Annotated in this window: 22 protein-coding genes; 14 read left to right on the top strand and 8 right to left on the bottom strand. The window is 62.9% G+C overall.

The window, feature by feature from the left end; translation table 11 throughout:
• Nucleotides 1-735: 735 nt before the first annotated feature.
• From ATM97_RS31280 to ATM97_RS31265, 4 genes are all read right to left on the bottom strand, one after another.
• Nucleotides 736-1,644, bottom strand: coding sequence for a protoglobin domain-containing protein (locus ATM97_RS31280; RefSeq protein ID WP_170112136.1), 909 nt, complete (start codon nt 1,642-1,644; stop codon nt 736-738).
• A gap of 242 nt (nt 1,645-1,886) precedes the next feature.
• Entirely contained in the window at nt 1,887-2,429 is a 543-nt protein-coding gene (locus ATM97_RS31275) for a PaaI family thioesterase (protein ID WP_062984983.1), read from the bottom strand.
• 22 nt (nt 2,430-2,451) lie between these two features.
• Nucleotides 2,452-2,901, bottom strand: a complete 450-nt coding sequence (locus ATM97_RS31270; RefSeq protein WP_062984857.1) for a universal stress protein — start codon at nt 2,899-2,901, stop codon at nt 2,452-2,454.
• On the bottom strand, nt 2,898-4,496 hold the full coding sequence (locus tag ATM97_RS31265) for an MFS transporter (RefSeq protein WP_062984859.1): 1,599 nt from the start codon (nt 4,494-4,496) through the stop codon (nt 2,898-2,900). Before ATM97_RS31265 ends, ATM97_RS31270 begins: the two co-directional genes overlap by 4 nt.
• Before the next feature lie 128 nt (nt 4,497-4,624).
• Here ATM97_RS31265 and ATM97_RS31260 point away from each other — a divergent pair, with 128 nt between their 5' ends.
• Nucleotides 4,625-5,293, top strand: coding sequence for a TetR/AcrR family transcriptional regulator (locus ATM97_RS31260; protein WP_062984865.1), 669 nt, complete (start codon nt 4,625-4,627; stop codon nt 5,291-5,293).
• A 529-nt stretch (nt 5,294-5,822) separates the two neighbouring features.
• Here ATM97_RS31260 and ATM97_RS31255 read toward each other — a convergent pair.
• On the bottom strand, nt 5,823-6,824 hold the full coding sequence (locus tag ATM97_RS31255) for an AraC family transcriptional regulator (protein ID WP_062984985.1): 1,002 nt from the start codon (nt 6,822-6,824) through the stop codon (nt 5,823-5,825).
• 118 nt (nt 6,825-6,942) lie between these two features.
• On the opposite strand from ATM97_RS31255, the gene ATM97_RS31250 reads away from it, so the two are divergent.
• The 12 genes from ATM97_RS31250 to ATM97_RS31195 all read left to right on the top strand — a co-directional run bounded on the left by ATM97_RS31250 (nt 6,943) and on the right by ATM97_RS31195 (nt 20,218).
• Nucleotides 6,943-7,263 (top strand): 2Fe-2S iron-sulfur cluster-binding protein, encoded by a 321-nt coding sequence (locus ATM97_RS31250; protein ID WP_019050196.1) that lies wholly within the window; start codon nt 6,943-6,945, stop codon nt 7,261-7,263.
• 23 nt (nt 7,264-7,286) lie between these two features.
• Nucleotides 7,287-8,675: a cytochrome P450 gene (locus ATM97_RS31245; protein WP_062984867.1), complete on the top strand. Its 1,389-nt coding sequence runs from the start codon at nt 7,287-7,289 to the stop codon at nt 8,673-8,675.
• Nucleotides 8,672-9,874 (top strand): NAD(P)/FAD-dependent oxidoreductase, encoded by a 1,203-nt coding sequence (locus ATM97_RS31240; RefSeq protein WP_062984869.1) that lies wholly within the window; start codon nt 8,672-8,674, stop codon nt 9,872-9,874. Before ATM97_RS31245 ends, ATM97_RS31240 begins: the two co-directional genes overlap by 4 nt.
• A 64-nt stretch (nt 9,875-9,938) precedes the next feature.
• Complete coding sequence (locus ATM97_RS31235) at nt 9,939-11,399, top strand: cytochrome P450 (protein WP_084503729.1); 1,461 nt, start codon at nt 9,939-9,941, stop codon at nt 11,397-11,399.
• Nucleotides 11,396-12,121, top strand: coding sequence for a transglutaminase domain-containing protein (locus ATM97_RS31230; protein ID WP_062984873.1), 726 nt, complete (start codon nt 11,396-11,398; stop codon nt 12,119-12,121). The genes ATM97_RS31235 and ATM97_RS31230 overlap by 4 nt, the downstream gene beginning before the upstream one ends.
• On the top strand, nt 12,118-13,644 hold the full coding sequence (locus ATM97_RS31225; protein ID WP_062984875.1) for an aldehyde dehydrogenase family protein: 1,527 nt from the start codon (nt 12,118-12,120) through the stop codon (nt 13,642-13,644). Before ATM97_RS31230 ends, ATM97_RS31225 begins: the two co-directional genes overlap by 4 nt.
• On the top strand, nt 13,641-14,477 hold the full coding sequence (locus ATM97_RS31220; RefSeq protein WP_062984877.1) for an SDR family oxidoreductase: 837 nt from the start codon (nt 13,641-13,643) through the stop codon (nt 14,475-14,477). Before ATM97_RS31225 ends, ATM97_RS31220 begins: the two co-directional genes overlap by 4 nt.
• 49 nt (nt 14,478-14,526) lie before the next feature.
• Nucleotides 14,527-15,594, top strand: coding sequence for a BtrH N-terminal domain-containing protein (locus ATM97_RS31215; protein ID WP_062984879.1), 1,068 nt, complete (start codon nt 14,527-14,529; stop codon nt 15,592-15,594).
• Between the two features lie 82 nt (nt 15,595-15,676).
• A complete protein-coding gene (locus ATM97_RS31210; RefSeq protein WP_062984881.1) occupies nt 15,677-17,308 on the top strand; it encodes a long-chain fatty acid--CoA ligase in 1,632 nt (543 codons plus the stop codon).
• 282 nt (nt 17,309-17,590) lie between these two features.
• On the top strand, nt 17,591-18,121 hold the full coding sequence (locus ATM97_RS31205; RefSeq protein WP_022565926.1) for a PaaI family thioesterase: 531 nt from the start codon (nt 17,591-17,593) through the stop codon (nt 18,119-18,121).
• Nucleotides 18,118-19,332, top strand: coding sequence for a cytochrome P450 (locus tag ATM97_RS31200; RefSeq protein WP_062984883.1), 1,215 nt, complete (start codon nt 18,118-18,120; stop codon nt 19,330-19,332). Before ATM97_RS31205 ends, ATM97_RS31200 begins: the two co-directional genes overlap by 4 nt.
• A gap of 688 nt (nt 19,333-20,020) precedes the next feature.
• Nucleotides 20,021-20,218: a hypothetical protein gene (locus ATM97_RS31195; RefSeq protein WP_062984885.1), complete on the top strand. Its 198-nt coding sequence runs from the start codon at nt 20,021-20,023 to the stop codon at nt 20,216-20,218.
• Between the two features lie 165 nt (nt 20,219-20,383).
• On the opposite strand, the gene ATM97_RS31190 is transcribed toward ATM97_RS31195, so the two are convergent.
• The 3 genes from ATM97_RS31190 to ATM97_RS31180 all read right to left on the bottom strand — a co-directional run bounded on the left by ATM97_RS31190 (nt 20,384) and on the right by ATM97_RS31180 (nt 23,702).
• Complete coding sequence (locus ATM97_RS31190; protein ID WP_143876026.1) at nt 20,384-20,584, bottom strand: hypothetical protein; 201 nt, start codon at nt 20,582-20,584, stop codon at nt 20,384-20,386.
• A 1,086-nt stretch (nt 20,585-21,670) separates the two neighbouring features.
• Nucleotides 21,671-23,305: an MFS transporter gene (locus tag ATM97_RS31185; protein WP_063816138.1), complete on the bottom strand. Its 1,635-nt coding sequence runs from the start codon at nt 23,303-23,305 to the stop codon at nt 21,671-21,673.
• 61 nt (nt 23,306-23,366) lie between these two features.
• A complete protein-coding gene (locus ATM97_RS31180; protein ID WP_074965659.1) occupies nt 23,367-23,702 on the bottom strand; it encodes a DUF4873 domain-containing protein in 336 nt (111 codons plus the stop codon).
• Nucleotides 23,703-23,968: 266 nt separating this feature from the next.
• On the opposite strand from ATM97_RS31180, the gene ATM97_RS31175 reads away from it, so the two are divergent.
• Nucleotides 23,969-24,955, top strand: coding sequence for a diiron oxygenase (locus ATM97_RS31175; RefSeq protein ID WP_062984888.1), 987 nt, complete (start codon nt 23,969-23,971; stop codon nt 24,953-24,955).
• Nucleotides 24,956-25,063: the final 108 nt, after the last annotated feature.

Raw genomic sequence — 25,063 nt, 5'->3', positions numbered from 1 at the left:
TCGATCCGCCGTCCCAGTGGCCTCGGCCGTCCAGGCAAGGGGATTTACTGCGTCGAATTACATCCCGCCGCGGAACCCGGGACAAAGTCACTGCGGCCGGTGGATCGTGGAGCAGACTTGCGCCCGCTCCCCCGGTACCGGCGCCTGGCCATCCGGTGGGCACGCCGCATCGACATCCATTACGGATTCCTGAATCTCGATGCCGCACTGATCTGATGGCGACGGCACAGCAACCGCACCGACAGAAGCTATTAGCCTGCGCCAGAAGGTCATCCGGACACGAACCCGAGAATGAGCGGCCCCCGACAGCACGTACAGCCCTCCCCCACTCCCCCTTGAACACCAACCTCGGGCTGTGTGGTGAGGGCTGGCTATTCCCGGCGGCTTCACTGGGAGTTGCGGTTCGCTAACCACCACAATCATCCGTCACATAGGTCCGCTGCGAAACTTCCTGCATCGCAACGTGTCTCGGTGACACATGCAGATTCACGCTAGGAGCTATGAGGACCGGTACCCGAACTCGAATGCCGCCGAAGCTCCGTACGATACCAGCGGTGGCCCACCGCAGATACTGCGCGCGGCATGTTTGGCGGTGCGCGCGAACGTTGCTGTTGAGCATCTTCACCGACGGCGGACTTACTTCGCAATCAGCACCGCGTCGGCACGTACACAGGCTGGTGAGCCGGATCGCCCACCGCAGCCGGGACTGCGCAACTGGCCAAGCACTTCGCCAAATCAGGTATTGCGTAATGGCCACGTCATCACCATCTCGTACCCAAGTGTCTGTGTGGCATGCTCGACCCCACTCTGCAAGTCGACAAATGTAATGAGCGTAGTTTTCTGTGGACTGATGTCGACAAGCGTCCGGGCGACTTCGGCGGAAAGCCCAGTGAAAATAACCTCCGCACCCAAAAGCGCACATGCTTTTACTGCTGTGATCAGATGGGCAGCAACGTCGAGATCGATCGACGGCAGTCCGGTGATATCGACGACGGCGGCCTGCGCCCTCGAATTGCGGATATGCGCCATCAGCTGATTGGTCAAATTGAGAGCCCGGCGATCGTCCAATTCTCCTACGATCGGGACCACCAGAAGCCCTGGGATCAACTGCAGTACCGGAGTCGGGAGTTCGCTCACCGCCCTCTGCTGCTCGCGATTCGAGTGCTCGCGTTTGGCGAGGTAGATGTCGGCGGCGAGGCCGATATCGAGGAACACCAGCCTTTGTAGCGCCAGCAGCGTCGCCAACGCACGCTCGGGATCGGAAGATGAGCTGGATTCACAGATCCGGCTCGCAGCAGAGCAAAGAAACCGATTGTACGCGCCGAGAAGCCATGTCGGCTTCACGCCGAGTCGCTCGTGACGCGCGGCCATACGCATACGCTCGATGAGATAGTCAGCATCGACGGTTCCCGCCGTCAAACCGGAAAGGTGATCGCTTCGAAGATGTTCGACCTGTTCCTCAGTGTCGCGCCCAGAAAGAAGTGCGGCAGTGTCCCGGTGTTCGTTTAGGTAGGCGCGGAGTTCGTCGACGATCTCAGCCATACCGGGTGTCGCGACTCCGCTAAACTGCCGCAGCAATGCCTCGTCTTCATCGGTGAATTCCATTAATCGTTTCCGAGCAGCGACCATGTCATCGGTGGTCACGAGGCCACCGAAGCTTGGCGTTTCCGGGATTTCCGGACCGTGCGTGCCCATTAGAGTCATAACAGCCGCATCCTGTGCGTAGTGTTTTGGCGGATCGTGTCAGACAGCGCATACTCGTGAGCGAAGCCCGTAGGTCACCGTCCCACAGCAGCCTGCACCCCAGAGTGCGCTGGCGGCATAGCGGTCCCGACCCAAGTCGTCCTCATCGCCTGATCGCGCCGGCCACAGTACGTGATCGCCGCTTAGGCCGTTGGTGGCACGTCTGAAGAGGTGGCACGCTGTGAGGCCAGGAAGAAGTGGTCGATGTTGACGACGAGAAAGAGGGCAGTAGCGGTTGTAACCATGTGGCCATGGTCGTCTTCGATGGTGGCCCGAAGGTTCAGTTTGCGACCCTGGCGGGAATGAAGATGGGCGCGGGCGATATACGGGGTGTCGAGTAGAACCGGGGAGAGGTAGTCGATGGAGAGGTGGCGGGTGACGGCGGGTTCTCCCACGGTGTAGAGGAGGAACCCGAACAGGTCGTCGAGGACGGTGGCGACTGCGCCGCCATGGGCGATCGCTGGGGCGCCAACGTGGCGGGAGTCAAACGTGTGACGGGCGTAGACACCTTCCGCGTCACGTCGGACGCTCAACTGGTGGCCGTGCGGATTGGCTGGCCCACAACCGAGGCAATGATCATGATGGGGCGGCAAGTCTTGGCATTCCGGCGGAACCACAGGGAAGAGGGGCGTACTCTCCTCGGCCTCGGACGATACGGATCTTATGGTATCGGATGTGCGGCTCATGGGTGCTTTCTGCATATGTGTGTCATTGGGTGGTGGCGATAAGGATGTCGCAGTGAGCTCTGCGTGCGAGCTCGGTCGGTGTATTGGACAGCAGCCGGGCCAGCGGACTCGACCGGCACAAGTCGGCGGTGATGATGAGGTCCGGCGCCGCAGTGGCGGCAAGGCGCAATAGGGCACGCAAAGTGGGTTCGGACAAGATGCGGGTGTCGATGTCGATGGCGCCGTGCGCTAGGGCGTGCTGGCAGGCCGTGCGCAATATCGCTTCGACCGGGTTGGTGCCGCGCAGCCGGTAGGCCTCGGGTCCCAGCCGGTCGAGGTCAACTCCGAGTGTGCGTTCGTCGATGTGGTGGCGGACGCCGACGATAACCAGTCGGGCGTGGGTGGCGTGGGCCAATTCGGCGGCGCGGTCGACCACGCGGTAGGAGCGATCGGATCCATCGGTATCCACAAGGATCGTGCGATAGGCCGTCATGCCGGGCGTCCTTCGCGGGTAGGGGACGTGCGAGAGGCAGGAGCCATCGTGCACGAGGGTTGTGCGCGGCATCGGCGAGTGGTGGGCCCGGGTGCAAGCACAGCCAGCACGATCGCGCCTGCGGCGGTAATAGCAGCCAACACCAGCGCGGCCTCGCCGCTGCCGTGCACGAACGCGGCCTTGGCGTACTCGGCTAGCGGCTGGGCCGCTGGTCCGCCCTTCTCGGCGACCTGCAGGGCGGCGGCCAGGGAATCGGCAACGGGTTCGCGAGCGGACTCGGGCAGGCGGGGTAGGGCGGGCTGGATACGCTGAGTATAGCCGGCGGCCAGCACGCTGCCGGCCACGGCGATCCCGATCGCGGCGCCGATCTCGCGGGCGGCATCATTCACCGCCGCGGCGACCCCGTGTTTGGCCTCGGGGGTGTCGGCGACGATGGCGTAAGTCGCCGGGGCGGTACACAATCCCAGGCCCGCGCTCATGATCAGCAGCGGCCACAGTAGGTCGAGGTAGTTCGCGGCGAGGTCCAACCGGCTCACCAGCACCAGCCCGGCAGCGATGGTGAGAAGGCCAGTCACGGTCATCACCCGCAATCCCACCATGCTCGAGAGCCAAGGCGCGATCACGGAAATCATGGCCAGCGGCGCCACCATCGGCGCCAGCGCCAGGGCCGACGCCAGCGGCCCGTATCCGAGAATCAGCTGTAGGTACTGGACCAGCAGTAGGAACACCCCAAAGGTGACCAGGAACTGAATGGTCACGGACAGGGAGCCAGCACCGAAGCCTCGGCGTCCGAACAACCGCACGTCTAACAGTGGTGCCGAGATCCGTAGCTCCACGGCCACGAACGCCACCGCCGCCACGACTCCGACACCGGCGGTGACAGCGACGAGCGGGTCGGCCCAGCCGCGTGCGGGAACCTCGACCGCGGCGAACACGATCGCCGCGATCGCGACAGCCACCGTCGCCGCGCCAATTCCGTCCACCGGCGGATGCTCGGGTTGGCGAGACTCCGCGATCGTGCAAGCCAACCCGGCCAGCACAATCCCCGCCACGGTCAGCCCGACAAATACCGATTGCCACGACCACCGCTCAAGCAGCATCCCGGCACCGAGAATCCCCAGAACAGCTCCGGATCCGGCGACGCCCGCCCATACCCCCACCGCTCGGCCGCGATGAGCTAGTGCGAAGCCTGCGGTCAGAATCGACAGGGTCGATGGCATCACTAACGCTGCGCCAGCACCGGCGAGTGCGCGTGCCGCGATGAGCCACACCGGGTCGGTCAGCACCAGCGGCAACGCCGAGGCGGCCGCGAACACCGCCAGTCCCGCCACCAGCACCGCGCGGCGCCCATAGCGGTCACCGATGGCTCCGGCGGGCAACACCAGACACGCCAGCACCAGTGTGTAGCCGTCAACGATCCAGGTGAGCTGGGCTTGGGTCGCCCCGGTCGCGACTGCAATCTGAGGCAACGCCGAGTACAACGCCGCCATGGCCGCGACGACCAGCGCCACCCCCAGGCACGATACTGCCAGCACCCAGTATTGGGCCCTGGTCCACCGGGCGATCTCGACAGCGCCCGTCCGGGAAGTGTTCACCGGTGCACCTCCCGCCGTTGTAGATCGATAGTCTCTGTGTGAGACTATTAGTATCATAGTGGGTCGGCGAGCGAGATGACGTCCACGCACGATCAAATTGAGCGATACGAATCGAGGAAGGGGCGGCCATGACAGAGCCGGACTCTGCCGCGGCCGATCCGCGCACCGTAGCCGACGAGCAGGCCGATCCTCGGCTGGCGCGGTCCCGCAACCGGTTGCTCGACGCGGCCAGTCATCTGCTGTCCACCGGCGGGGTCGAAGCGGTCACAGTCGATGCCGTCACCCGCGTGTCGAAGGTCGCGCGCGCCACTCTCTATCGACACTTCGGCAGCACCACCCAACTGCTCGCGGCAACTTTCGAACGGTTGCTTCCCCATGTCGACACACCGACCGGCGACGGGCCCGTGCGCGATCAACTCATCGCGCTACTCACTACTCAGGCGGACCTCGTAGAACAAGCCCCAGTGCAGATGACCACGCTGGCCTGGCTGGCGATGGGATCGATCGGCGACGACCACACCGACCCGGCAGCGGTAACCTCGCTGCGTGCCCGCGTCATCGAGCAATATCGCCAGCCGTTCGACCGGATCCTCACCGGCCCCGACGCGCGGGCGATGCTCGGCGAGTTCGACACCACGTTCGCCATCATCGAACTCCTCGGCCCGATCGTGTTCGCGCGCCTCACCGGACTACGCACCATCGATCATGACGACTGCACCCAACTGGTCGACAACTTTCTCGCTACCCACCCAAGGGTCGCGGTCGGAAACGGACCGACCGCCGATCAGTGCCAGTGACCGAATACCCGCCCGTGGATAACGGGTGAGCCGCTTCGAAGCAGGCCGACAAGATCAAGTACCCAGCTCACCGGCGATCCCCTCCACCTAGCGGGTAAGACTGTCGGTTCGGCACCGATCGTCGCCTTCTCGTCAACACCGGCCCTGGATGCGGGGCACGATCGATTCGTGCTGCAGTCCTGCATCGCATCGCAACTGGACCAGTTAGGGCTGGCTAACCGAGTCGATGTGCTTCACGATTGAGAGACTCGACTCCGTCCATCTCATGCGCAGCCGTCACCGACAGGATCCTGGTGGCAACGCGCTGAGATCATTCAGACCGGTGCCGACTCACTACTCGCCGTGTTAGGTGTTGGCTACGCCGCTGATAGCCGTTGGCTGCAGCAACGAGTTCGGCAAAGTTCTGCACGGTTTCGGCAAAGTCGCGAGTTTTTGTCGTATGCCGCAGCGGGTTCCTGCCTGGGGCCAGCCCCAACCGATCTGCACCAGTTCGCGCAGACTCCATCCACCAACGACGGGACGGGTGGTCCTATTCGTGTCGAAATTCGCTGGGAGAGCGACCGGTCCATCGCTTGAAGGCGTGCGAGAAGTTCGCGAGGTCGCTATATCCGAGATCGGCAGCTATCTCACTCACCGACATCGATCGGTCGAGTAGCCGCAGCATCGCACGGTCACGCAGAAATGATTCGCGCAACTCGCGAAAGGTGGTCCCCTCCCCGGATAGACGCCGCTTGAGTGTGCTCGTCGATATCGACAGCTCGTGCGCGACCCAGTCTTTACTCCGCTTTCCAGGATCTTCCTCCAGCAGCCGTCGTACCTTCTCCGAGAAAGACATGGTTTTACTTCGCTGGTCGAGGGTTCGTTGCAGATCCACGATGGCAAGTCGATAGGCGACCGGATCGGAGAACCTGCATACCTCGTTGAGAGTGTCCGCCGGGACACTAAGGAATGACGTCGGAGCGTCGAAGAACAACCGCCCAGCTAGGGCGTCCTCATTATCGGCTAGAAAGTTCGGCGCTGACCAGCTCAGATGGAGTGTCACGGTCGGCATATCGCCGGCCAGCATGTCGAGCAGGCGCAGGAGTGCCGACCCGCCATACGCGACGACCAGGCAGTTCAGCGCCGAATCGCCTGTGTGCGCGGCGAGCCCGACGGTGAGTCCCTCGTCACTTGGGTGGAACTGCGGACTGAGAGCCGTCGAGATCAAAGGCAGATAGGTGAGCAGCTCCACGATCTCAGCTACCGAGCCTGCGCTGACCAGCGGAAAACTCAATGGGCCGAAGGATGTCAACTGAGCTTGTTCGGCGAACGCGAAGCCGAGCGAAGTTGCCTGGTCGACATCGAGTGCAGGGTAGACCTCGCGAAACCACCGTATCGGGGCCTGGATATTGCGTTGGATCAACGTCGTCTCGTCAATTCCTTCGCGAGCCATGATGTCGCGAAGCCGAGCGGCGGCGTCCGGGTCGAGCGCTTGGCTCTCGAGCAGTTGCACGAACATGAGCGGAGGCACGCCCTCGTCGTTGAGGTTCACCATGGTCTCTCTGAGCCGAATTCACAAATTTCTGACTCTGCCGAACATAGCCTCCGAACCCGTGTTCGACAACACTTGGACCAAGTCACATTGAGGACAACGCATCGAGGAGTTGGCTATGGCAGTTGTCACTTTTGTCTCCCACGACGGCGAGAAGCACGAGGCGCCGATCGAGGAAGACCAGTCGCTGATGCAGGTCGCGACCAACAACGCTGTGCCCGGCGTCGACGGGGACTGCGGAGGCGAAGCTGCCTGCGGCACCTGCCATGTGGTTGTCGATCCGCAGTGGATCGAGCAGGTCGGACGTTCCGGCGCCGATGAGGAGGAGATGCTCGCGATGAACCCCGAGCGCCAGCCGACCTCCCGGCTGTCGTGCCAGATGATGGCATCGACGGCCTGGGACGGCTTGATCGTCCACCTACCCGAGTTCCAGATGTAACGGCGAGAAACGGATACGACGCGATGAAGATTCCCGGAGCAATCACCGCCAAGGTTCAGTCGACCATCCCGATGGATCTACAGATCCAGGGTGCACACCTATATGACAAGACTCGCCGATGGATGACCGGAACGAACGGGGAGAAGCTCTTCGTCGAGAGGCCCATCCCGCCAGTCGAAGAAGTCGCGCTCGCTGACATCGACCTCAGCAACCCTTTCCTGTACCGCCAGGGACGCTGGCAGTCCTACTTCGCGCGCCTGCGAAACGAGGCCCCGGTCCACTATCAGCCAGACAGTCCGTTCGGTCCGTTCTGGTCCGTGACGCGGCATGCTGACATCGTGGCCGTCGACAAGAACCACGAACTCTTCTCCGCTGAGCCGTTCATCGTTATCGGGGCTCCGCCCCGTTTCCTCGATATCGAGATGTTCATCGCGATGGACCCGCCACGACACGACGCACAGCGGGCCGCTGTTCAAGGCGTGGTCGCGCCGAAGAACCTGCGCGAGATGGAGGGCCTGATTCGATCGCGCGTCCAAGAGGTGCTCGACGATCTACCCGTAGATAAGCCGTTCGACTGGGTGCAGAACGTCTCGATCGAACTGACCGCGCGGATGCTTGCGACCCTGCTGGATTTCCCGTACGAGCAACGTCACAAGCTCGTCTACTGGTCGGATCTCGCAACCTCGCTGGAGCAGGCCAACGGTGGGCCATCGGACAACGACGAGGTGTTCCCCGGCATGCGCGACATGGCGAGAGGTCTCAGCGCTCTCTGGCACGACAAAGCGGCCCGGACAGCCGCTGGGGAGCAGCCCGGATTCGATCTGATCACGATGTTGCAAAGCAATGAAAATACCAAGGACCTGATCGACCGCCCGATGGAGTTCTTGGGCAACCTCGTATTGCTGATCGTCGGAGGGAACGACACGACCCGGAACTCGATGAGCGGCGGCGTTCTTGCGCTCAACCGCTTCCCTGAACAGTTCGCGAAGCTGAAAGCGAACCCCGACCTGATCCCCAACATGTGCTCGGAGATCATCCGATGGCAAACTCCGCTTGCCTACATGCGCCGTGTCGCCAGAGCTGACACCGTTCTTAACGGGCAGTTCATCCGCAAGGGCGACAAGGTAGTGATGTGGTACGCCTCGGGAAACCGCGACGAGCGAGTATTCGAACGCCCCGACGATTTCATCATCGACCGGTCAAACGCCCGCAACCACATAGCCTTCGGCTTCGGTGTTCACCGCTGTATGGGCAACCGGCTCGCCGAGCTGCAGCTGCGGATCCTCTGGGAGGAGCTACTTCCTCGCTTCGAAAGTATCGAGGTTGTCGAGGAGCCCGAGTACGTGCAGTCCAACTTTGTGCGGGGCATCAGCAAGATGATGGTCCGTCTCACCCCGAAAACTAGCATATGACCACGCGGCGGGCCGTCATCGTCGGGGGCAGCCACGCCGGGGTCCAACTCGCCGGCAGTCTGCGCCAAGAAGGATGGACCGACGAGATCACCATCATTGGAGAAGAGGCGGTATTACCATACCACCGCCCTCCGCTGTCGAAGGCATACCTGGCAGGGAAGCAAACCCTCGACGAGCTCGCGATTCGCAGCGCCGAGTTCTATAACAAGCAGGAAATCCAACTCGTGGATGCAACGGTGGAGGCGATCGACCGTTCGGCTGGCCTGCTCTCACTGAGCACCGGCGACGAAGTGCCCTACGACAAGCTCGCACTGTGCACGGGCGCTCGCCCCCGTCGACTCCCCGTGCCCGGTGTCGACCTGGCCGGGGTCTATTACCTACGCTCCGCGGCGGACGTCGAGATGATCCGAGAGGAAAGCAGCCCGGGGCGCCGGGTCGTGATCATCGGCGGCGGATATATCGGACTGGAGACGGCCGCCTCGTTGCGTGCGCTGGGTCTGCAGGTCACTGTGCTCGAGGCTACCGAACGCGTCCTCGAACGGGTCACAGCCCCCGAGGTATCCGCGTTCTTCGACCGAATTCACCGACAGGAGGGCGTGAACATCCGAACAGGCGCGCTAGTCGAGGCCCTATCCGGAGACGTCAGGATCCGAGAGGTATTCCTGTCCAGCGGCGAATCAATTCCTGCCGACCTCGTCATTGTCGGCATCGGCGTGGAGCCGAATACCGAACTCGCCGCCGACGCGGGTCTGCTGGTCGACAACGGGGTCGTGATCGACGGCCAGAGTCGGACCAGCGACCGCAACATCATGGCCGCTGGGGACTGCGCCAGTCACGACATGGCCCGTTACGGCCGTCGCATACGCCTGGAATCTGTACCCAGCGCGGGCGAGCAGGCCAAGGTCGCTGCCGCGACCATCTGCGGGAAGTCAAAGAACATAGCTGCGCTTCCATGGTTCTGGTCGGATCAATACGATCTCAAGCTCCAGATCGCCGGTCTAAACACCGGCTACGACGAAGTCGTACTCAGCGGGGATCCTACCCGGGGCCGCGAATTCACATGCTTCTACCTCCGTGCTGGCGAGCTGATTGCCGCCGACTGCATCAATCGCCCCCGTGACTTCATCTTCAGCAAGCGGGCCATCACCCAGCAGCTTCGCATAAGCCGGGCAGAACTGGTGCTCGCTGGCTCGCCCTGAGTGACCGACTCTCAGGCGACTCGCACGACGACTGCGTGCGAACAGCATTCAGAAAGGAATGTCAGTGACGTACGCCATCCATCTGCCGCTGGCGAAGAGTCGGGAGCGACTCTCGTCAGTCCTCCTGGCGCCACTGCCGAGCCGGGTCGATGTGGCCCTCCTGCGGGCCAGTGATCAGTGGCCTGTCCGTGAGCTGGCAATGCCCCCCGCAGGGTCGGGCCTCAAGCCGATCCGAGGGACCGCTGGTCTGCCTGTGCTCGGTCACACCCTGGACTACATCCGTTTCGGATCCAGCTTCACCCGGGCCAGGTACCAGCGATTCGGGCCCGTCTCATGGATGGGCGCCTTCGGCACGAAGATTGTGATGGTGGCCGGTCCAGATGCCATGCAGGAGGCGCTGACCGTCAAGGCGAAATCGTTCTCACAGGACGGGTGGGCGTATCTCATCGACGCCTTTTTTCACCGGGGTCTGATGCTGATGAGCTTCGACGAGCACAGGATGCATCGACGAATCATGCAGGAGGCGTTCACCCGCGACCGCCTGACCGCCTATGTGGACCAGCTCGGGCCGCCGCTCGAGACCGGTATTCCCGCGTGGCCAGCGGGCCAGTCCACACGCATCTATCCACTGCTGAAGGGCCTGACCCTTGACGTAGCAACGAAGGTCTTCATGGCGGATCGGGGTGGCAGTGAGGACACTGACGCCATCAACGATGCCTTCGTGGCGGCCGTGCGTGCGGCCAGCTCGATCATCCGTTTCCCGCTGCCGGGGACTCGGTGGCGGGCCGGAGTCCGTGGGCGTGCGCTCCTGGAGGACTACTTCACCTTCCACCTGCCGGCGGCGCGGAGCGCCCAGGGAGAGGACCTTTTTGCGGCGCTGTGCCATGCCCGCACGGCCGACGGTCAAGCTTTCACCGATGAGGACGTCGTCAACCACATGATCTTCTTGATGATGGCGGCACACGACACCTCGACCATCACCAGCACCGCTGCCGTCTACTTCCTCGCCAAGCATCCAGCTTGGCAGGAACGGGCTCGGGCCGAGTCCGACCAACTGGGCGGACGTCGCCCAACTATCGACGACCTGGACGCGCTGAAGACTCTCGACCTGGTGATCAAGGAGACGCTGCGGCTGGTGGCGCCCGTGCCGATCATGATGCGTAAGACCATCGAGGATGTCGAAATCGCCGGACACCAAATCCCCGAAAACACACTGGTAGCCGTGGCTCCGGCGGTGAACCACTTCGATGAGTCGTACTGGACCGATCCCGACACTTTTGACCCTGACCGCTTCACCGAGCCGCGGCATGAGGACCGGAATCATCGCCTCGGTTGGATCCCCTTCGGAGGAGGCGTGCACAAGTGCATCGGCCTGCATTTCGGCACTCTCGAGGTGAAGGCGATCCTGCATCACATGCTGCGAACCTACACTTGGACGGTCCCTGACCAGTATGAAGCCAGGTGGGACAACACCTCGCTCCCAATTCCCGTCGACGGATTGCCGATAGACCTGGAGCACAGATGAAAACGGACCGGATGACATTCTTGGCAGCGACCGACTTCCTCGACATCGAGCACGAGTTAGTCCGGGAGTTCACCGCCACTGTGATCGGCGACGCGAGCACCGGCCGAGAGAAGGCGAAGCGTCTCTTCGCCGCCGTTCGCGACCGGGTCTGGTATGACCCCTACACGGTGTCTGACGACCCTGCCCACTATCGCGCGAGCTTCGTCCTCGAGTCCGGGCGCGCCTATTGCGTCCCGAAGGCGGTGCTCTTGACCGCGGTGTGCCGTGCGGCGGGGATCCCTGCGGTGCTTGGCTTCGCTGACGTCCGCAATCACTTGCAGACAGACGCGTTGCGAGCGCTCATGGGTGGCACAGACCTGTTCGTCTATCACGGTTACAGCCTCCTCAATATCGACGGCCGGTGGTTGAAGGCGACGCCCGCGTTCAACACCGAGTTGTGTGCGCGTTTCGGTGTGCCGCCGGTGGATTTCGACGGCGATCGCGATGCACTACTGCACGCCTTTTCTGCCGACGGAGCCGAGCATATGGAGTACGTCCGCGAGCGGGGCGTCTACGACGACTTGCCGTTGAACGCGATCCTGGCCGAACTTCGCCGCACCTATGGGCCTCTTATCTTCAAGCGGCCCCAGGTGATCGCTGACGCTTTCACCGATACACCCGCCCACCGCACCCATCCCGACGGGATCGCCCGCGATCCCCATTCACCTACGGAGGTCCGATGAGCGCGACGATCCCAGCGGGCGTCTTGGACGTGCGCAACCCCGCCGACGGTCGGCTCATCGCAACCGTCGCTGTCGACGACCGCGAGACAGTAAGTCTCGTCGCTGCTGATCTTCGAGACGCTCAGGTCGGGTGGGCCGAAGCCGGCCCACGCCAACGCGCCAAATGGCTGCATCGCTGGCGGGACTGGATCCTTGATCACACCGACGAGCTCACCAACTTGTTGCAAGCCGAGACAGGCAAGGTGCGTCCCGACGCCCTGGTGGAGACGACAGCATCGTGCGAGTTCATCAGCTACTACGCCGACCATGCCGCGAAGTTTCTCGCCGGCGAGCAGGTCAGGTCCTCGAGCCTGCTGACCTTGTCGAAACGACTCACTACGACCTATCACCCCTTCCCGGTCGTCGGCATGATCATGCCGTGGAACTTCCCGATCACCCTCTTCCTCATGGACGCAGCGCCCGCGCTGGCAGCAGGCTGCGCGGTCCTGGCGAAGTCCTCGGAGGAGACGCCGCTGACGTGCGCGCGGATCATCGAGGGCTGGCACGAGATCGGCGCCCCCGCGGTTCTGGCGCACGTTGTAGGTGATGGCGATTCGGGCGCAGCCGTGGTCGATGCCGCTGACTTTGTACAGTTCACCGGCTCGACCGCCACCGGGCGTGCGGTCGCGATCCGCTGTGCCGAGCATTTGAAGCCGATGAGTCTGGAGCTTGGCGGCAAAGATCCGGCGATCGTGCTGGAGGACGCCGACCTTGCTCGTGCGGTGGAGGGAATCGCGTGGGGCGCTCTGTTCAACGCGGGACAGGTATGCATCTCTGTCGAGCGGGTGTATGTGGTATCTGAGGTTTACGACGAGTTCGTGGCGCGGCTGACCCAACGTGTGCGGTCCCTCGCCCATGGTGCGGCCGGTCGCGACGTGGGCGCAATGGTCACCGCGAGGCAGGTCGACATTGCCGATCGCCACGTCAGCGAGGCAGTGGTGGCAGGTGCGCGGGTTCTGGCTGGCGGAACTCGGAGTGCGGTCGGAAACTACTACGCTCCGACGGTCCTGGTCGGTGTCGACCACACGATGGCCTGCATGACCGAGGAGACCTTCGGTCCCACGATTCCGGTGATGCAGGTCGCGGATGAGAACGAGGCCATCCGCCTGGCCAACGACTCGGCGTACGGCTTGTCTGCGACGGTGTGGACCCGAGACCATGCTCGTGCTCAGCGCATCGCATTACAGCTAAACGCGGGAGCTGTCAACATAAATGATGTCTTCAGCAACCTGTTCGCCACCACACTGCCGCACAGTGGATGGAAGGCCTCGGGCATCGGTGCTCGGCTCGGCGGAGCTCACGGGCTACGCAAGTACTGCCGGGTACAGGCAGTGACAGAGCCACGGATCCCTGTCCTGTCGCGAGAACTCACCTGGTACCCGTACACCCCGCGGCGCGCGGCCATGGCCGGAAGAGTGTTGCGCGCGGCGGCCGGTCGCGGCCTATGGCAGCGCCTCGGCCTCAACAAGGAGAACAGCAAGTGACGACACACCGTGCCCGCACCGCCGCAAAGACCGTAGCTATCACCGGCGGGGCCCGCGGCATCGGCTACCAGACCGCGAAGGAGCTGATTCGACGAGGCCACCGCGTCGCCATCGGCGATGTCGATGAGAAGCGCGCTCAGGAGGCCGCCACCGAACTCGGCGTGAAGATCGTTACCCACCTCGACGTAACCGACCCCACTTCGTTTCGGCAATTTCTCGAGCTGGTCGAGGAAGAGCTCGGCCCCCTCGACGTGCTGATCAACAATGCGGGCATCATGCCCACTGGTCACGTACACGAGGAAGACGACACGGTGACCCGGAGGCAGGTCGAGATCAACGTCCTGGGAGTCGTCTTTGGGACCAAACTAGCCCTTCAGCGAATGCTGCCGCGGCGCGCTGGGCACATCATCAACACCGCGTCGCTGGCCGGCGAGCTCGCTGTGCCTGGACTGGCGACGTATTGCGGTACCAAATTCGCGGTCATCGGATTCACCGAGGCGGCACGGCACGAGTACCGCACGTCAGGCGTCGAGCTGTCCACCGTTAGGCCCACATTCACCAACACCGAGCTCGTCGCGGGAACCGCTGGTGCCAAGGGACTGCGCAATGCCGAGCCCGAGGAGATCGCGCGTGCGACAGCCGATCTTATCGAGCGCCCGCGTCCATTCGTACGCGTCACTCGCCTGGCCGGCGTATTGGTCGCGGCGATGAAGTTCGTCCCTGGCTGGCTGACCGCCAGGCTCGGATCCGCGCTGGGCACGGACTCGGTATTTCTCGACGGCGTCGACACAGCGGCCCGCCAGGCCTACCTGGACAGAATCCGGACCCACTGACCCGGTCTTCGATCCCCGTTGGCCCCCTCATTCACCCGGAAGGATTCACATGCCCCGCAGGACCCTGGTCGATGACTACCCGCACAAGATGGGGGGACACTGCGGTTCTGGCGCTATGCGGGATCTTCTGCATTGGCATGGACTGGGGTGGGATGGGCCGCCCGACGAAGGTCTGGTGTTCGCTCTCGGCGGCGCACTGGGGTTATCGTACCTCCGGTCAAGCGACCTCGTTCCACCGCTGTACCTGGTAGGACGAGGCGCCGACTTCGAAATTGATCTGCCCCGCCGACTCGGCGCGCAAGTCCAGGTTCTCACGACCGATGATCCCCGAGAGGGGTGGTCATGGGTTCTCGACGAGCTCGAAGCAGGCAGACCCAGCCTGGTATGGGGAGATATCGGTGAGTTGCCGTACCTCCGCGTCCAGTTCCAGATGAGTCGCCACGACATCGTCGTGATCGGTCACGACGAGGCCGAGGGGATCGCCTTTGTCGTAGACAATGACCGCGCCGAGGTGCAGAAAGTCCCGCTCGATGCACTGGCTCGGGCGCGGTCCTCGAAGTCTTTCCCGCAACCGACGCGCCACTGTACATACCGCATCAGCTGGCCGAGTGCGCTGCCGGACGTGGCGGAAGTAGCGGCGGAGGCATTTCGACAGTCCGCAGCCGGAATGCGCCGCCCATCGCAACCCGGGATCGTCGATCTCAGGACAGCGGCATCCGGTGCGGAGGGCTTGGCCGCGGCGGTGCAGCTGGCGGCCGACATTCAGACCTGGGCCGATCTTCCGGTGGACGACCTCGAGACTCTCCTGTTCAGCCTGAGCGCTTTCATTGAGAAGGCAGGTACTGGCGGCGGGCTGTTCCGCCGATTGCTAGCCGATGGCTGCGCAGATGTCGCTCGTCTGACCGGGGACTCCGCCACCGCTCAACTCGCCGTAGCGGCCAGCCGTTGTGCGCAGGCGTGGACCGCCACTGCGCGTGCCGGTATCCGCCGCGACGTTGATATACGAGTTCGCCTGGCCGGGGTGGCCTCGGCCGCTAGCCAACTGCCAGAGCTGGAGTTGGACCTGGTCGCGTCCCTGGAGGCTGCTTCCAGTTCGCTGACGGCTGTGGATCGCTGACAGCAGCCCCATGTCGCCGGCCAGCGGCGAATCAACCCCCAGATCGCCTACGTTCGAAGACACTCTTGAATGAGGAAATGCTATGCAGAGCACGATGATGAACGTCCCGTTGACGACCGCGGCGATTCTGCGCCACGGCTCGAGTGTGCACGGCTCGGCGACCGTGCGGACTTTGCAACTTGACGGAAGCGTGAAGGTTGCTACGTTCTCCGAAATCGGACGGAGGTCCGCTCAGTTGGCCAACGCATTGCGGGCTTGCGGGATCACAGGCGATGAGCGCGTCGCGACCCTCATGTGGAACAACCAGGAGCACGTGGAGGCCTACTGCGCAGTGCCCTCGATGGGAGCGGTGCTGCATACCCTGAATCTACGGCTCGCCTCCGATCAGCTTGTTTACATCGGTAACCACGCTCAGGACCAAGTCGTGATTGTCGATGGAAGCCTAGTACCCATGATGGCCTCAGTGTTGCTGCAGCTCACTAGCGTGCATACCATCGTTGTCACCGGAGAGGTGGACCTTACCCCGCTGCACCGTGAGGGACTGACAGTCGTTGATTACGAGGAGTTCATCTCCGCCCAGCCCGAGACGTTCGACTGGCCAGACCTCGACGAGCAGTCTGCGGCCGCGGCCTGTTACACCTCTGGCACCACCGGCGACCCCAAAGGTGTCGCCTATAGCCACCGGTCGACTTACCTCCACTCGATGGCGGCCTGCGCCGCCGACGGACTGAGCGTGAGCAGCGATGACCGAATCCTCCCCATCGTCCCGATGTTCCACGCGAACGCCTGGGGGCTGGTCTACGCCGCACTCATGGCGGGTGCCGGCTTGCTCATGCCTGACCGGTTCCTACAGGCCGAGCCGCTCGTGCGGCTGATCGACGTCCACAAGGCAACCATCGCCGGGGCAGTCCCGACCATCTGGAACGACGTCTTGGACTTCCTGGATTCCAACCCCAGCTACGACATCTCGTCTCTAGGCCTGGTCGCTTGCGGTGGCTCAGCTGTACCCGTTCATCTGATGAAGGCCTTCGAAGAGAGGTACAACGTACAGGTTGTACAGGCGTGGGGAATGACCGAGACCTCGCCACTAGCGGCTGTCGCGCGTCCACCGGCGTCGCTCGACGCCCAGGAGCGGTGGCGTCTGCGAGCGACCCAAGGTCGTCCGGTTGCAGGAGTCGAGCTTAGGATCGTCGACGACGGAGGCAATGAGCTCCCGCACGACGGCGAAGCCGTCGGTGAGTTGCAAGTGCGCGGACCTTGGATTACCGGCTCGTACATCGGCGAAGAGGATGGCGGGGATAAGTTCCAGGACGGCTGGTTGCGCACCGGCGATGTCGGCCGGATCGACGAACGCAGCTTTGTCACGCTGACCGACCGCACCAAGGACGTGATCAAGTCCGGCGGGGAGTGGATCTCCTCGGTCGAGCTCGAACTTCTGCTCGCCGGTCACCCCGACGTGCTCGAGGCATCAGTAATCGGGGTCCCGGATGAGAAGTGGCAGGAACGCCCCCTCGCTGTGATCGTCGTACGCGACGGGCGGCAAGTAACACCTGCCCAACTGCGTGACTTCCTCGACGGCAAGGTCGCCACGTGGTGGCTGCCTGAGCGCTGGAGCTTCACCGCAGAGGTGCCCAAGACCTCGGTCGGCAAGTTCGATAAGAAGCGGTTGCGCACCCTGCATGCGAACGGCGAGCTGACCGTCGTCGAGATTTAGGAATTGTCTCCATGCCTGGTCCTGAGTAGGACGGAACAGGACATTGATACCCATAATGCGAAGCTTTCGCGACACCGGCGACATTACCGTGCACGTCGACATCGGCGAAAGGCTGCAAACGAAGATGGGAGTCACCTCCCAGTGCACGGCACGTTTCGCGCCGGTGGTGGTGGAATGGGGCCACCGGCTGCGCACCACCTCTGGCGTGCGCGATATGTATTTGCATAGTGGTCACGCTCGAGATCGATGTTGGGTGCGGCTTCATCGACAGGAAGGCTGACCATGAGCAATCTATCGGACACGGGCGGCAGGTCGTCCGATCCCGACTTGGAGGAATGGGTGCGTTCGTTCCGACTTTTGGAACCTCGATCGACTGAGTTGCCTCCCCACCATCCCAACTGTCTCGGTTGTGGACCGGCCAACCCGCATGGGCATTTTCTGACGGCCCAGCGCTGCGCAGGCGGCGTGGTCGCTCACCACCGATTCGATCGACGTCATGTAGGAGCGCCCGGAATAGTGCACGGGGGCGCTGTGGCGACAGTAGTCGACGACCTATTCGGTTTCCTGCTATACACCGTCGGCGAACTCGCCGTGACGCGCCATCTCGACCTCGACTATCTTGCTCCGGTTCAGCTCGACACTCCCTACGCCCTGCACGCCGAACTACGGTCTCGAGATGGCCGGAAATTACATCTCGGGGCCAGAATCGAGGATGCAGGGGGACATTTGGTTGTCACGGCCACAGCACTGTTCATTGTGGTCGATGTCAAACATTTCTTGCAGTCGCCGGTGAGTGCAAGGAGACAGGCATGACTGTACCGAGCGAGCGAGCACTGCTCCTGGACGCCTTGCTAACCGATCACGGCTCGGCCGGACCTTATGAGGCGTTCCGGCGGCTGCGCCAGACGCAACCAGTGTTGGTTACACGATCGGGGGTGCTGGTATTGAGCCGCTACGACGATTGCGCGGCGGCGCTCCGCGACCGCAGCCTCGGCAAGGCCGACGAGTCGCTGGGCTTCGGCTTGTCCGACATTCCTGAAGAGCTGCAACATCAGGCCATGCACCGGTTCCGACGCACCATGCTGTTCCGCAACCCTCCTGACCACCACCGGCTGCGTCGGTTGGTCGCCGACGTGTTCACCCCGAGGCACATCGACGCGTTGCGCGGCCGTATCGTCACACAGGTCAACCACTTGCTCAATGTCATGGAAGCACGGGTCTCCGTCGACATCATCAACGATCTGGCGCTCCCGCTGCCCGTGAATGTGATTGGAGATCTACTCGGGGTGCCCTTTACTGATAGAGCAGTAGCAGCCCCACTGGTGCGGGCCCTGCTGGCCTCGCTCGAACCCGGTGCCGATATCGCGGCCTTGACAGCAGCCTGCGACGCCGAAGACCAACTTGCCGCATATTTCGCTGACCTGTTGGCGGTCAAACGCGCCCGCCCTACCGATGACCTACTGAGCCGGCTCGCCGTCGCGAATGGCGACGACATCCTAGACGACGACGAATGCGTCGGTACCGCGATTCTTTTGTTTGCGGCAGGGTTCGAGACCACCACGAACCTGATCGGCAACGGCGTCGCCGCGCTGCTCGCCCACCCTGACCAAATGCGCGAACTTCGTGCCAGGCCAGAGTTGGCGAGCAACGCAGTCGAAGAATTATTGCGCTATGAGTCCCCCGTCCAGACCAACGGGCGTACGGTGCTCCAGCCGACGCGACTGGCGGGAGTTGATTTACATCCCGGTCAGGTCGTACTGATCCTGCTTGGGGCAGCCAACAGAGACCCGGATCGGTTCGACGACCCCGACAGTCTCGACATCACCCGAACCGGGGTCCCGCCGTTGTCGTTCGGGGCCGGCATCCATTTCTGCCTCGGCGCACCGCTTGCACGGCTCGAAGGGGCAATATTGTTCCCGCTCCTGGCGTCCCGATTTCCCGATCTTCGGCTGGTCGAGCAGCCCCGCTGGCGCACCGGGCTGTCTTTTCGCGGACTTTCGACCTTGAAGGTGGTCACCGCATAAGCCGTTGGACTTCTGATAGTTCATCGGACAGAGTTGATCCGGCAAACAACAAGCCCCTGGCGGCTTTGCCGATGAGCTCCTCCTGACGGCTGTCCATAATTCGTTCGACTAGCAGTGAGTATTGTTCTGGGGGTAGCCACTCGGCGGCTTATTCGATGATGGAGTTGATCTCCGGGCTGTGGCCACGCATGTTCGCTCGCCCGACCACACGGCTTCCGCACGAGGGCACCGACCGGTCGTTGCGGGGCCGACATCGAGAGTTGTGTTTCGAGGGCCAGGTGTTACTGGTGGCCAGGTACCGCGGACGAATCTGACGATGCGTCAACCCGCGGCGGTACTCGGAATGGAAGCCGGCCAACCCCGGTGATCGACGACCTGGTACTACGTTGGCGCTGCGACCCCGGTCCGATCCCGCACGGTGTGGTGCTTACGGTGGTCAGCACCTGGTCCGACCTGCGACCGTACATTGCCGCACCGAGTAGGAACCACTGGTACTCGACCCACCATCTGGTCGTCATCGACGCCCGATAACGAAGTCGTCGTCGTGATCGGACGTCCGTTGCACCGCAGGCCTGGACGGAATCCGGCGCCGACGCCTGCCGCACCGCTATGGTCATCGCCGACGGCGGCTACCAGGGAACGGCCTCTTCATCCCGCACCGCCAGGCGCCCGGTGTCGGACTGCCGAAATGGAACAGGCCCACAACAAGTTCCACCGCAAGGTTTACGAGAAATCGCTGAGTAAACCACTCTTTGCCGCGTACCGCAAACTGGCGATCGCGTGGGCAGTCGCGGACTACTTCCGCGGGCCGCTCACTTCCATCGGTGCCAGGTTCAATTCCGGCCGAATCAGGGATCTGGCACTATTTCGCAATTCGACTGTGTGAATTGCTCAGCCGCTCAGGAGGATTCGCCGAAGGTGGCGTCGCCTCTCACACGGCTCTTGATGATCGCGGCGAACGAACGTGACCAGCGGGTGCGTCGAATCCGGGCTGGCGGTAGAGTCATGTCGAAGCGCCACTGGTCATTTGGGTCTGTGCGAGCAGGTTCGGTCATAATTGGGGCCCGGTGATGTGAGCGGCATCGAGGAAGGCCTGATGGGCGCGGACGAGGTTCGGCTGACTTCGATAGCCGCAGGCGGTGATCGCGTCAAACAGCAGGGCGGCGTCGGGTGCATCCCTTATTCCACCGCTGAGGAGATAGGGCTTGAACTCGTAGATGATTCCTGGACCTCGGCGAAACGCTGCTGGCATCGGATCGCGACCCTGTCTTGGCGCAGACCTGGCTCGACCGGACCACGATGCAAGCCTGCGGAGACCTCGGCGATATCGGGTAGTTGCGGGGGCGTCATCGAGGCAGCCCGCCGCGGCGGTCAGGCAGTGTCGGCGCGGTGCGATAGCGTGTTCGAGGGCGTCACCGAGGTTCTCCCAGATGTGCCACCGATCAGCGACCTGGAATCCTACTGGCTCCCCGCTGGCCACACCTCCGGAGTAGGGGTCGGCCCGGTCGCGGCACATGATCTCGATGTCAAGAAGGGTCTGTAACCATATTCTCAGAGTCTTGGCGCTGCAATCTGTGAGCACGTCGATCGGGCGGCGAGATTCCATGCGATCAGGATCGTGGCGTAGCGGTGTCCATGGCATAGCGCGGAGCCGTCCGCGCATAGTTGGGCTGCGGCAGGTCAGGGATCGCACGAACATGGCGGAGCAGGGTTATCCGGTCCGCGCCGCGAGATGTCCAGTCCAACGGCGCTCCCGGGCGGCCACCCAGGACTAACGCCACCGCTCCCAACACCCGCTGCAGAACAACGTCCATCGCCCGCGGCGTGCGGCGAGCCAAGGTACTTGCTCGGCGAAAGTCTTTCCGAAGTCGATGTTGTCGCAGAACAATCTGCTGACGAGCAACACGATCGCCGCTTCGCTGGCAGTGACCGAGATATCGGCCAGTTGCCGCCGATACGGCCGTGAATCCACCGGGACGGCGCTGAGCCACTCGGGCAGAGCGCCACCGCATCGCAAAGTTGCGGCGTCGATTCGCACGGACCCGACCCCACGAACCGCATCGACCAACAGTCCGTCCATGTGCGGGAACGGGACCCCGTCATTCCAGATCAGAGACACTGGCCACATAATCAACTATCGACCAGGAACGGGGCCCACTCTCGGGCCGGACACCACGACAACCGGGCAGTCACTCAGATCGGGCATGTGCCATTAGCCGACCACCCGAGAGCACGTCGGCGACGAGAGTTCATCACCGGAGTTCGCTCCCGACTGGCTGTTCTGCTGACGCCCTGAAGCGGTCCGCAAGTGTGAACGGATCCGGAAAGTGCGTTCGGCTTACCGTTGCGCCGGTTCAATGGTAGGCATTGACTCCAACCGCTTCCTCCGCGCACCACGCGTAAGCCGGAGGCGTCGCAGACGATTTCGACGGCCCCGGCGAACGCAACTGACTTTGTGGCCTTCGTCGACTGTGCGTCCAGGAGAGAGCGGGATGAGTATCAGCGCGCCTGCGAGGCTGATCACGGCCAGCGCGAACGCGGAGTGTTCCACTCCATCCCAGAAGGCGGCTTTCGCATACTCGGCGAGGGGCTCTCCCGCAGCCCCCGCGCGCTCAGCGACTTCGAGTGCACCAGCCAGCGAACTCCGCACCGGGTCGCGAGCAGGCTCAGGAAGGCGGGGTAACACCTCCGCGATCTTCGACGTGTAGTTCGCCGACAGGATGCTGCCGGCGACGGCGACACCGACTGCGGCGCCGATCTCTCGAGTTGCGTCGTTGACCGCAGCTGATACCCCATGTTTCTCCAAGGGCGTGTCGAGCATGATCGCGTTGGTGGCGGGAGCGGCCGACATGCCCAGGCCAGCGCTCATGATCAGCAGCGGCCAGAGCACATCGAGGTAAGACGAACCGGTGTCGAGGCGCTGGAGGGCCAACAAGCCGACTGCGATGGTAAGTAGCCCGGTCGTGGTCGTCACCCGGAGCCCCAGCCACGCGGCGATCATCGGTGAGACGAGAGACATCACGATGAGGGGAGCAACCATCGGGGCAAGCGCCAAGGCCGAGTGCAGGGGCGTGAACCCCAAGATGAGCTGGAAATGCTGCACCAGCAGGAACATCACACCGAAAGTCACGAGGAATTGAATGGTTATCGACAACGCACCGCTCGAGAAACCTCGGCGGCGGAACAGCCGTACATCAAGCAAGGGGTGCTCGACACGGAGTTCAGTGACGATGAAGGCCACGACACTCATTGCGCCGGTCGCTCCCATGGCGAAGACCCAGCCATCGGTCCAACCACGCGTCGGAGCCTCCATGACCGCGAATACCGTCGTCCCGATCGCCAGTACCACCAAGAACATGCCGCGAACCTCCAGCCGCGGGCATTCGGTGTCTTGTGAATCAGGGACGGTGAGACCAAGCACCAACAGCAGCAGTGCGACGACGGTCAGGCCGACGAAAATCGAGTGCCATGACCAACGTGTGAGGAGCAGACCGGATCCGACCATACCGATTACTCCGCCGGAACCGGCGACACCTGCCCACACCCCGACCGCGTACTCCCGTTTGTCCACCGGTAAGTTTGCGGTCAGAAGCGAGAGAGTCGCAGGCATGACAAAGGCGGCTCCGGCTCCCGCCACAGCCCTGGAGAGCATGAGCCATATCGGGGCATCGACCAGCACGGGCACCACAGAAGCGACCGCGAATACGGCCAAGCCTGCCGTCAGAACACGTCGACGTCCATATCTATCGCCGATCGCGCCCCCTGGCAACACGAGGCAAGCAAGCACCAGCGTATAGCCGTCGACTATCCAGGTAAGCGCGTTTTGATCCGCGCCCGTGTCCAAGGCTATAGCGGGGAGCGCGGTATAGAGCGCTGCCATAGCCGCGACAACGAGAGCCACTGCGCCGCAGGTGACAATCATGGTCCAGGCTGCGGATCTTCGGGCGTCGAGCAGGTGTCCAAAGCGGATCATGTCGGTTCCGGTTCCATTCGCAAGCGGCTGGTTGTCGCCGTCCGTCTTCGCGGTCTGTAGTTCAACTCGGCGTCGCCTCGACTTCGTCTAGTGATGACGGCGTGGGGTATGGCGGGCGACCGCGGCCTTGAATCCGATAGCGACCCCAGAAGTCTCGATCACCGATGGTTCCGGCAGCTTCGCCGGCAGAAGTCCGGACCACTACCGAACGTCGACGACCCTGCAGAAACTCGTCGAGAATGTCACTCTGTCCAACCCGCCCGTACCAGCAGAAGCGGCCATCGATGGGTTGGAAGAAGCCACGCAGCTCGACCTGCACCTCAACTTCCGTGCTTGCCATGATCACTGTCGCGGACCCGATGTAGTCGGAGTCATCGTGCGGACTATGAGAATTCACTGTGGCTTCCTTCGCGTGATCGCCAGCCGACGCCTGCAACGGGATCCACCACACCAGCACTGCCGGTGTGGTGGGCCGACGTCGGAATCCGAGGGCGTTGACCGCTTGACAATCCGGTCTGCCGCAGTCAAAGTTACCCCATACCCCGAGTATCCGCTACCCATCGTTCGGGTAACTTTGGGCGGGAGTCCAAGCATTCCGACGGGGTGGCACACCGTGCCAGATACGCCGATGCTGTGCCATCGGCCGAGTCGAAAGATGGACCAATGACATCAAGCGAAGTTCGAAGCCGCAGCGCCGGGCCGATAGCCGTTACCACTGACGGCATGGCCCGCGTGAGCGGACGCCGACGCACCGATCTTCAACGATCGGCCGGGCGACTGCTCAAGACCTCTGCCGAGAAGTCCTATGACGCCGAGGTTGACATCGACTGGGATAGTCCATGGTGGCCGGATAAGGCATGGCTGCCCGAACACCGGGTGTCGCTCTTCGGCACCGAGATCTGGGACCGGCTCTCGGACGCACAGAAAGTTGAGCTGGGCAAGCATGAACTCGTGAGCATTCTCAGCTTCGGCATCTACGCTGAGAATTTGCTGAGCATGGCATTGCTACGGCAGAACACCACAGGGGACCTCGTCGACAACAAGTCGCTGTACGCACTCGCCGAAGTTGGCGACGAGAGCCGCCACTCCATGATGTTCGCGCGCTTGATTGCCAAAACGGGCATCCCGCCCTACAAGCTCCCGCGCGGGTTCCTTTCGATGGCGAAGATCCTGCACTTCATCCCGCTGGGGCCGTCCATTCAGGGTGCGACGCTGTTGATCGAAGAGATCCTCGATAGGGCCCAGCGCGAGGCGATGAATGACGAGCGTCTACAGCCACAGGTCCGGCAGTTGATGAAGATCCATGTACTCGAAGAGGCACGCCACATCACGTTCGCGCGAACCGAACTTGTCGATGGTATGCGCGTACGGGGACGAGCCTCGAGAGCATGGCACCGCGGCGTGCTCGCGGTCGTCGCGAACTTGGCTTATCCCATCTTGATCAACCCGAAGCTGTACCGTGTCGTCGGCGTGCATCCACTACGTGGGTTCTTGGCGTGCCAGTCCGGTCCACACTACCGGGAGAATTTGCAGTTCATGTCCGAGCCGATGATCCGGTTCTTTGACGAGGCCGGCATGATCGAAGGCCGCATCACAATGTTCCTGTGGCGTCTGTCCAGGAGCCTCCCCGAGGATATCGCCCAGCGGTGAGCAGCCCAGTCCGGCGAAAACACAAGCGCACGGACGTGGCCAGGAATTTCGCACGACACATGAATTTGCGGCTAGCACTGGGCGAGCCGCACCGGCCAGAGGAAACCG

The sequence above is a fragment of the Nocardia sp. MH4 genome, assembly GCF_019266065.1.
In the GTDB taxonomy this organism is placed as follows: domain Bacteria; phylum Actinomycetota; class Actinomycetes; order Mycobacteriales; family Mycobacteriaceae; genus Nocardia; species Nocardia canadensis.
Note: the sequence above shows the minus strand (reverse complement) of the source record. Positions and strands in the feature narration are given on the sequence as shown.